This window comes from Okeania sp. SIO3B5 (assembly GCF_010692555.1).
Taxonomy (GTDB): Bacteria; Cyanobacteriota; Cyanobacteriia; order Cyanobacteriales; family Microcoleaceae; genus Okeania.
Genome location: NZ_JAAHHG010000088.1, coordinates 17246 through 27449 on the forward strand (window position 1 = coordinate 17246; position 10204 = coordinate 27449).

At 34.5% G+C, this 10204-nt stretch carries 7 protein-coding genes; 5 read left to right on the forward strand and 2 right to left on the reverse strand.

What is annotated here, in order from left to right:
- Positions 1-27 precede the first annotated feature (27 nt).
- Together F6K54_RS14345 and F6K54_RS14350 are read left to right on the forward strand one after the other, a co-directional pair.
- Complete coding sequence (locus F6K54_RS14345; protein WP_293078556.1) at positions 28-780, forward strand: helix-turn-helix domain-containing protein; 753 nt, start codon at positions 28-30, stop codon at positions 778-780.
- Positions 755-1450, forward strand: coding sequence for a transposase (locus F6K54_RS14350; protein WP_293078558.1), 696 nt, complete (start codon positions 755-757; stop codon positions 1448-1450). The genes F6K54_RS14345 and F6K54_RS14350 overlap by 26 nt, the downstream gene beginning before the upstream one ends.
- A gap of 19 nt (positions 1451-1469) precedes the next feature.
- Here the strand turns inward: F6K54_RS14350 and F6K54_RS14355 are convergent, their stop codons facing one another.
- Positions 1470-3197, reverse strand: coding sequence for a diflavin flavoprotein (locus tag F6K54_RS14355; protein WP_293078559.1), 1728 nt, complete (start codon positions 3195-3197; stop codon positions 1470-1472).
- A gap of 738 nt (positions 3198-3935) precedes the next feature.
- Here F6K54_RS14355 and F6K54_RS14360 point away from each other — a divergent pair.
- The 3 genes from F6K54_RS14360 to F6K54_RS14370 all read left to right on the forward strand — a co-directional run bounded on the left by F6K54_RS14360 (position 3936) and on the right by F6K54_RS14370 (position 7053).
- A complete protein-coding gene (locus F6K54_RS14360) occupies positions 3936-4595 on the forward strand; it encodes a hypothetical protein (protein ID WP_293078561.1) in 660 nt (219 codons plus the stop codon).
- A 394-nt stretch (positions 4596-4989) separates the two neighbouring features.
- Positions 4990-6114, forward strand: coding sequence for a class I SAM-dependent RNA methyltransferase (locus tag F6K54_RS14365; RefSeq protein ID WP_293078563.1), 1125 nt, complete (start codon positions 4990-4992; stop codon positions 6112-6114).
- Positions 6115-6126: 12 nt separating this feature from the next.
- A complete protein-coding gene (locus F6K54_RS14370; RefSeq protein ID WP_293078565.1) occupies positions 6127-7053 on the forward strand; it encodes a spermidine synthase in 927 nt (308 codons plus the stop codon).
- Positions 7054-7173: 120 nt separating this feature from the next.
- Here F6K54_RS14370 and F6K54_RS14375 read toward each other — a convergent pair whose 3' ends face one another.
- The gene (locus F6K54_RS14375) at positions 7174-10020 is read right to left on the reverse strand and encodes a hypothetical protein (protein WP_293078567.1); all 2847 of its coding nucleotides are present in this window, start codon (positions 10018-10020) and stop codon (positions 7174-7176) included.
- Between the last annotated feature and the right edge of the window lie 184 nt (positions 10021-10204).

The window sequence follows — 10204 nt, forward strand, 5'->3', positions numbered from 1 at the left end:
ATGTGAGATATTCTGGCAGATTCTGTAATGCTACTGAAATATAAGTACAAGCTAAAACCTCATAAAAGTCAAGCGGTGATTATTGCTAATTGGTTAGAATTAGCCAGAAAACAATATAATTACCGTTTAGCTGAAAGATTGAGTTGGTTTGAAGCAACGCGCACACCAGTTAATGCTTGTCCACTTAATGTTTCAGTAGTACCAGTAGAGCAGATTTATCAAAACATTCCTGAGTTTAGAACACAAACACGAGATGGTAGAAAGAAAGATGGTAACGGTAATCCAATCACAAAGAAAGGGGATAAGCATTCCAACATAATAAATGGTTATGTAGTCTGGGAACCAGTACAGTTAGCAGACCTAGGGAAAACAAAAAAACTCTTCCCTGAATATAAATCTATACACTCTCAGGTATTGCAAGATATTATCCAGCGTGTGCAGACAACAATGGATAATTTCACCAAACCTGACAAGAATGGTAAAACCAGTGGTAGACCTAAATTCAAGGGAAAACATTACTATAATTCTTTCAGTTATCCTCAGTTATCAAATGCTAATATCGTCAAGAATGCTAACGGTCGTTACTGTGTTAATTTACCAAAGATAGGTTTAGTCCCTTTAGTATACAATCGCTCAATACCAGAAAGTTTCAAAGTTAAGACAGGTACAATAATACGCGCGGCAGATGGATATTATATCAGTTTCACAATAGAAGATCGGACTGTACCTGTAGAGGTTGCAGAAATTCAACCCAATGCGCGAGAACTCAAAAGGTATTGATTTAGGATTACTGTATTATGCTGTTACCAGCGATGGAGAGTTTATAGAAACTCCAAAGTTTTTCAGGAAATCTGAAAATAGCTTATCTAAGTTGCAAGTGAGACTGGCTAAAAAATCTAAGCATTCTCAGGGTTGGAAAATACTCAAGGATAAAATAGCCAGACTTCATCAATTAATAGCTAGACAGCGGTTTGATTGGCAATTTAAACTTGCTTATCATCTGTTCTCAGACGTAAGTGCGATCTTCCTGGAAGACCTACACATAGCAAATTTAGTCCGGCGCTGTCAAGCTAAACTAGGAAAAAATCGTCAGTTTTTACCTAATGGTCAATCAGCTAAATCAGGATTAAATAAGTCTTTGCAAGATGCAGCATTTGGCCAGTTTATTCAAGTCTTAGAGTATGTTGCCTGGAAGCTAGGTAAGAAAATTATCAAAGTAGACCCAAAAGGTACATCTCAGTATTGTTGGGAATGTTTGAATAAAGTCTCCAAAAGCTTGTCTGAGCGTTGGCATTCATGTCCTAAGTGTGGACAGGAGTTAGACAGAGATTATAACTCAGCACTCCTGATCCAAAAAATAGGATTGCTATCAACACAGGGGGAGGACATCACCTCTGTTAAAACTGCGGTCAAAGCTTCTTTGGCTGAAGAATCCCTCGCTCTCCCGTAGGGGGATAGTCGGGAGTATGTCAATAATGATTGCCTACTTTTCTATGATGTATCGCAGGCAAAATATCTGAGTCACTAACTCGCCCAGTATCAACAGCTGCATAAATAATCCAGTGGTCGCTTGCCTCCATCCGACTTACTACTTCGCACTCTAAATAAGCTAGTGCATCACCTAAAATCGGACTACCATTTTTAGCAGTTTGAGTATTGACTCCCGCAAAACGGTCTGCTCCAGGTGGAAAGCGCTTCAGAAAATGTCGCATGAGACCTTGATAGTTATCTTCCCGCAATACATTCAAGACAAAGCGATCGCCTACTTGCATCAGCGCCTCAATTGCCCGGTCTTTTGCTACTGCGATGGAAACTCCTAATGGTTTAAAACTAGCTTGCACTACCCAAGAAGCTAACATGGCACTACTAACCTCGCCTTTAGTCGCAGTGATAATATACAAACCACCACTCAAACGACCTAAAGCTTTATCTAGATCGCTATCAAGAGATTTCATCTGCTTAATATTCTGCTTCAAGCTCAAAAGTTGCCCTGCATCGGTGCCTGCCTCTTCACATAATTTGTAGGTTAATTCTGAAGGAGTTTCTTTAATCAGAATATTGGGGAATGCTTGCTTGAGACCTAATTCTTTTAATTGGTTGGCAAGGGGATACACAGATAGATCGTCGCCACCACCAGATTCAAATAAACCGAAAGCCTGTTTTTTGTTAGCTGCTGCCAAAATAGTGCTAATGGCTGTTTCCATACTACTAGCTGCCGGACCTGTGGTTGGTGGCGATCCAATGACGATTCCTTTTGCCATTTCTACCAATTCCCGCACTTCTTGGGGATCGGCAGATTTGAGGTCCATCATTTCCACTGCAACGCCTGTTTTGGTTATCCCGTGGGCAATTGCTTGGGAGAGGCGATCGCTATAACCATAATCAGAGGTGTAGAATACTGCTACTGTTGTCTCTGCTTTGCTTTGTGCTTTACTCCACTCCTCATAACGGTTGGTTAATTCTACTAAGTTATATCGTAGTAGGGGACCGTGACCTGTGGCAATGGTATTGATATCTCCCAGTTTTGCCATGCGTTTCATAGCACTCAATACTGAACGAGCATTAGGGGCCATCAGACATTCGTAATAGAATTTATAGTCTGCTTCTATATCACTCAGATTTTCATCGTAAGTCTTGTCTGAGCAATAGTGCATCCCAAAAGCATCACAGGTGAATAGAGTTTGGGTTTTGCTATCGTAGGTAAAAATAGTATCTGGCCAATGCAGATTTGGAGCAGAAACGAATTCTAAGACGTGACCGTTGCCTAAATCTAATTGGTCGCCATTCTTGACAATTTGTTTATTAAATGGTATGTGAACTAAATTTTCTAAAAATTGGATTGCTACTTTTGCCCCAACAACTGTAACTTGGGGAGCTAGTTCGATAATGTCTTTGGCTAAACCACTATGGTCTGGTTCGGTATGACTAATAATTAGGTAATCAATTTCTGTAGGTTTAATTAGACCCCAGAGGATGTCTAAATATAACTGACGAAATTTTGCATGGGATGTATCAACCAGAGCATTTTTTTCTCCTCGAATGATAAAGGAGTTGTATGTGGTACCATTCTGTAAACCAAATTCTATATCAAAGCGATCGCGGTCCCAATCAAGGGAGCGGATGGCCGTGGTATCAGGAGCAATTGTACTTGTCTCCGTTGTTAGTCTATTTTTTACTCGGTCTGTTACTACTACCATAAGAGACCTCTCTCTAATTTTTTTTGATTTGATTTTTAACAAGCTCTCAACTAACAGTTTTCGGCTTTTTCTACGGAATTATCCGTCAACAGCTTTGAGGTTTGTACCTTAAAATATCCAGAAATCTTATAGCTCGGGGCTATTTCAGGATTTTTATCCCTAGCAAGTAGGAAGTTGGACAGTTGAGGAGAAGTTTCAATCTCCCTATACATAATTTTTTGGATTTATCGCAGTCGAAGGGAAGGAGAGGACATATCAAAAGTGGAAAACTCAGACAACGCTATATCTTTCCTTCTGCCTTCTGCTTTTCAAAGGGCAGGGCTGTTTCAAAGTATTGTAGATTAACGATGAGCGGGAGAACGGGAGTAATGGGCATAGTTAAACAGTGAAATTTGTCAAAATTTGCCGATTTTTCAGCTAATAAGCGTCGTTAAGCTCTGAGAAAATATTTAGTTCAACGTCGCTTAAAAGCCTCTATCCCCGTGTCTCCGTGTCTCCGTGTCCCCGCGTCTATTGAGAATGAAACAGCCCTGGGGGGTAGGGGGGAATGCCTCCTGCCTTCTGCCCTCTGCTATTAAGTAAACTTAGGCTGATAGCTTATTGCTGAAAGCTGAGAGCTTTTTAATATCTTTACACAATTTAACTATAAGTTTTTTATAGAAATTTTTATTATAAAGTTAAGAATATCAAATAATGCTTTACTTATTTTAATTTTTGCAACATAATTTTTGTCAAATTGTGGTAAAGTTATGGGGTTTTGCTACTATCCAATGGCACATAGGAGAAACAATGAAACACCGATTAGCCACTGTGGGAGTTGTTACAACTGCTCTAGTGCTGGGAAGTGTGGTTCTGCCAACATCGGCACGGGCGCAGCTTTGTTATGGGTATGGCTTTGAGAAAGCAAATTATGAAACGGCAAACTTTAATATTAATATTTGCGAAACTCAAAGGGGTGAATATATATTTATTAGTCAACCTAAGAATGGAACTGAACAAGATTGGCTGATAGTTGGTAATGCCACAAAAAGAGGAAGTTCTTGGGAAGCTTATGATCCGGTACGAGGAATTGAATATATTATTGGCCCAGACCAATATCGTGTAGATTCCATAACACAGAATGGCCTCACAGAGCGTGTAATTAATTACCAGGCTAAAGCAAGGGCTAAATTAAAAACTTGTTATATACTCAGGCCAAATGGATTATATATTTTTGAGTCACGCAATTCAGCGAGTCGTAGAATTGGAGTGGTAGAAAATGGTCAGAGAATAGAAGTTATGGGAAATGAAGAAATTGGTAGTGGCACTCAAAGATTTATAGAAGTTACAAGTCCATATCAAGGATATATAGTTTCTAGAGATAGTAATGGAAGCTATATCTCAGATTGTTCTCCTTAATTGGAGGAAGAAGGAAGAAGGAAGAAGGAAGAAGTTAGAAGTTAGAAGTTAGAAATTACCGAATTATTAATAATTAATAATTAATAATTAAACAATTCTGGTTTAAAGCCTCCCCTTTTAAGGGGAAAAAAGAAATAATATTTCCTTATTTTCAATCCTCTCGGTTTTAACCAGAGGTAATTATCAATTATCCATTATCCATTATCAATTAATGAAATAGAATCTGGTTATATACAGCGCTTCCCGTTGCCCGTGAGGTACATCCTGAAGCGGGCAAGATGCCCGCACTAGAATATTTTCATCATTTACCCTGTACCTTATTTGCCCTAAATATGTTGTATTATGTGTTGATAATTTCTTAAATTACTTCAATTTCTCCTCCTCCCCAATTCTAATGAATCAATACTATGCCAAGGTTGCCAAAGGGTTAGAAGCTATTGCTGCCCAAGAATTAAAAAGTTTAGGAGCGGAAAACGTCTGTCCAGAATTTACTGGGGTAAGTTTTACAGGGGATAAGACTTTACTTTATCGAGTTAATCTCTGGGCAAGAACTATTTTTAGAGTTTTATTTCCTATTGCCGAAGTTCGATGTGTTAACCGAGAAATACTTTATAAAGAGGTAAAAAAAATTCCTTGGCAGCGATATTTGTCTCCTAAAAATACATTAGCAGTTAATTGTACGGGAACTAATGACAAACTCAAACATACTCATTATACGGCTCTGCAAATTAAAGATGCAATTACTGAACAACAAATAGAAAAGTTTCGCTACAGGTCAAATATTGATACTAAAAATCCCGATATATTGATTAATGCTCATATTCAAAATAATAGTTGTATCCTCAGTTTAGATAGTTCTGGTAGTAGTTTACATCAGCGTGGCTATCGTCTAGCAATGGGGTTTGCTCCCCTGAAAGAAACTTTAGCAGCAGCCATTTTAGAAATGGCAGAATATTCTCCAGATATACCTTTTTTAGACCCTTTATGTGGTTCTGGAACTTTACCTTTGGAGGCAAGTTTAAAAGCATTAAATATTGCACCGGGATTGTTGAGAAATAAATTTTCTTTGATGAACTGGCGTGATTTTGACAAGTCTCTTTGGCAAGATTTATTAACAGAAGCTAAAAATAGTCAATTAACAGAATTAAAATCAATAATTGTAGGTAGCGATCGCAATCCTGAAGTGCTTTTTCAAGCTCGAATTAATGCTGAAAGATGTGGGGTAGCAAATAAAATTAAGTTTATTAAAACAGATTTATCTAAATTAAAACCTCCCGCAGATAAAGGGATTATTATTTGTAATCCTCCTTATGGCGAACGTTTAGGAGAAGTTGAAGAATTGGGCGAACTTTATAAAATGTTGGGAGATATTTTTAAACAACGTTTTACTGGATGGACGGCATTTATTTTGACAGGAAGTAAACAATTATCTAAACAAGTAGGGTTAAGAACTTCTCGGAGAATTCCTGTTTATAATGGAGCCATTCCTTGTACTTTATTGAAATATGAATTGTATTAATTTTAGGGAGTAATGAATAATCAAAAATATTGGCAAACTAAAAATTTAGAAGCGATTCAGCAAAGAATTTCTTGGCTGTACGAACAACCAGATGGAATAATTTTTTCTCAGCCTTCTGGCATACACTTTTTAACTATAAAAAAAATCAAATTTATCATTCAGTTAGTATTAGTAGAACAAGTAACTTTAAAAATGAATTGGGTTCAATCTATACTTAATTTGAAGAATCCCATATTTTTAATTTTTCCTTATACTCAAGCAATGATGTTAGCTTTAGTCTGGAATAATCAACCACAAAAAATTTATATAGCAGGTTTTGGAGGGGGTAGTATTCCTCAAGTTTTTCACCACTATTTTCCAGATACAATAATTGAATGTGCAGAGGTTGATGCGAGTATATTATCAATAGCTCAGAAATTTTTTGGGGTAGAATTAAATGACAAATTAAAGGTGAAAATTCAGGATGGCAGAGAATATTTAGAGCAACAAAATCAGGATAATCTGTATGATATTATTATGATTGATGTAGCTTTTGGTAATGGTTATATGTCTTATAATTTAGCTACTAAAGAATTTTATGAGTTGTGCGATCGCCATTTATCAAATTCTGGAGTTATAGTCGTAAATACATTAAACAGTAATGACTTTGAAGCAGAGTATATAAAAACTATTAAAACTGTCTTTCCTTCTATTTATATCTGTCATACTAGCGGCAAAAATACTATTATTATTGGTACTCGTGGCGGTTTTATGAGTCAAGAAGAAATTAGAGAAAAAGCTAAATTTATTCAAGATTATCATCAATTTTCTTTTCCCTTAGTTGACAGAGCAAAAGAGATAAAAATGATTGATGAATTATCAAGTTTAGATTTAGACCAAGTTTCAATTCTCCAGGATAATGCTTCACCTGGGAATTATTTTGATTCTTGGTTATTTTAATGAAAAGGCAAGAGGTAATAGGGAATAAATTAAACCAGTGAAATGAAGTAATTATCTTATTAACTATAAGCTCGCAGCATAGTCAAGATAATTAACCCTGAGTAATACTCTCTGTTAGAGTTAGGGCATTTCTAGGATTATTTTATCGTAGTCAGATTTACTAACCCACAAGGCAATTTTATCTTCAGGTTTAAGAATAATAAATGACTCATCTGCACAATTTAAAATATTCTGAATTGGTGGTTGAACATAATGCTCAACCTTCATTCCCTCAATCAAATTACTAACAATTAATTGCCCACTAGCATGATAAGTAAAATTGGCATCTTCAAGGTAATCTTTATATTCTACTTCAATAGTTTCAGATGACACTCGATCACTATGATGAGTTACAATTTTTCCATCAGAAAAGACTTTAACAGGATGCTCTTCTGTGGTTTGCACTTGAATTTTACCAGTAGAGTCAATTATTTGAGTAATTTTAATAGGTTTAGCATCTGCGTCATAGCTAGGAAATGATAATTTATAACCCAAGGAATCATTAATATAAGTTTTCTCAATGCGTATTTCTTGAGAAGGACTTAAAATACTCTGTAAGGATGAATCAGTTTGCGATGAAGGAATTAAAACGGTTAATTCTGTAGTTGACTCATCTTTACTGTAAACAGAAATAGCATCATGATTTTGATTGTTTTGACGACGAATTGAAACTGTTTTAATCTTATCATCATTAGCTAATGCTGTTAATGCTTTCTGAGTTTCTAAAGCAACCGCTAGACTAGGGTTAACCTGCTGTAAAAAGATGCGATGATCTAAATTAAAGGTATTCAGTTGATAAACCCAAGTTTTATTGTTTACTGATAACTCAAACTGATTTTGATTGTTTTCTGAATTAACCTGAATTTGATAGTTAATGCAGTTATTACTATTAGGGGTAGTTAAGTAACCAGAATTATAATTTTCGGCTTCGTGATGAGGAGTTAAAGTAATCGCTTTTTTTAGTACAGTTTCTTGATTATTCAGTGACAAAATCAATTGAACTAAGTCTGAATCTAAGCGGTGAAGAAAGTTAACATGATTAAGATTGTTTAGGTTAATTTGATAGTCATACTTCCAGTTAAATTGTAGTGATTCAAGGTTAAGATTGTATTGATTTTGTTGAATAGGCGTTAATTTATAATTTAGTTGATGACTTTCATCATTAGTTGCTAATATTCCTGAATATTGATTACTTTCTGATTCTTTATCAGTAAATTTTAAGCAATTAGCTAAGAATAAAACTTTATCAGCTTCAAGAGTTTCTGAAAATATTTCTTTAAAGAGTTTATTTTGATAAGTAGCAATGTCTTCCTTGTTAATACTTCTTAAGCTATTTTCTGAAGCAATAAAGTTTAATTGCGTATCTGTGTTAACTTGATTACTCGCAATTAAAATTCCTGTAATGGGTTCAGGAAAACTACTGCTTAATTCAATTTTCGTTTCTAAGTTGTTTGAATTTTCTTGAATCTTTGATTCAATGAGTGTTGTTTGAGCAGTTGTTAAGATATTACTGCTTGATTTAAAAATAGGTTCTTGAGTTAGTTTAAAAAAGTTAGATAGGATGATTTCTAGCTTCTCAGGTTCATCTTGAAATGATTTAACGGTTTGTTGATAAATTTGCTGGCAAAATTCTTGCTTTGATAGCTCTTGATACTGTTTGATTATATTTTCAAATCTCGTAATATTAGGTGAAATCAAAGAAAATAATTTACAGTTTGAAACAGAATCTAAATTCAACAATATATTTTCTATATATTTAGATAGTTCTTCATTGTTAAACTTTGTTATCAAACTTATATCAATTGTTTTTGTTGGTGAAAATACATCATAATGTTTTTTATCTTCTCTGCCAAATAAATATCCTTTTTCATCGTGTTTCCCGTTAATATTCGTAATCATATTCAAAATAAATAATAGTTCTATTACAGCTTGAATATGGTTATAAATATTAGCTTTTTGATTCTTATCCTCAATAAAATTTCTTTTAAAAGATTCAACTTTTATACTTTTATTTGTTTCTAGATCGTTAATGACGAAATTTCTTTGATTTATTAAATCACTTTCTATTTCTGAGTTGTCAGATTGCCATTTACATATACTATAGCCATGTATTTGTCTATGTTCTTTTCTCCATTCTAGGTCATCATAATCAGGATTATGGGTCAAAGGATACCAAATATAGTTATTGTAATATCCATCTTCCTTGTAACAGTTTTTGTCTCGAATATCAAAAATAGGAAGTTTGCCATTCTCATTAAGATAAGAATACGACCAAGGCCATAGACTTTTATTGTTGCTATACTGTCTGTACTCCTCATCATCAGGTGTATAATAGGGGAATTCTTGATATTCAACATAAGACTTCAGTAAATCTTTTAGAGGTGTTTCCATAATTGGAACATCCAATTTAGCAACCTTTAACAACTGATTTAAATCTAAAGACTGACTCCCTTGAGGTGTTGCTGATAACTTATCTTTCAAAAACTTACAATATTTAACTAAATCTTTATCCTCTTGACTAAAAGATATATTCCATTGTTTTTCATTAACATAAATTCCTAAACTTTGAATCCTGTCACCTTCAATAAACGCAACAATATTTAAAAGTTTACTATCATCTCTGGTTGCTAAAGAGGCTTTAATTGAAGAATTATCTTTATTTTGTGCCCTTGCTTGAATTTTAAGTAAATTTGCTAACTGTATTAATTGTTCTGAAATTCCGGATTTTATAACAGCATCAAAAATCTTATTTTCATACTGCGATATTTGATTTACATCTTCTATTATTTCACCATTACTTAATGTGATTTGTTTCACTCCCTCAAGATTATCAGTGATGACTTCTAACTTCTCATCATTTAAAATTAAATTCGTTCTCGTTTCCAGACTTGAGGGTTTAAATTTCTGGGATGTAAAAGCGATTGACATTTCTCTAAATCTTTTCTGAATCAGTCAGTTTGGATACTATAGTAGACAATCAGTTAATATCAATTTCATCAACTTAGGCTACACTACTTAATCTTACTCAAACGTGAAATAATTTCCGGAAATTACTGTGTTCAGATATATCCAATTTTGTCCAATTATTTAACTACAGAAGTTAAACAATTGA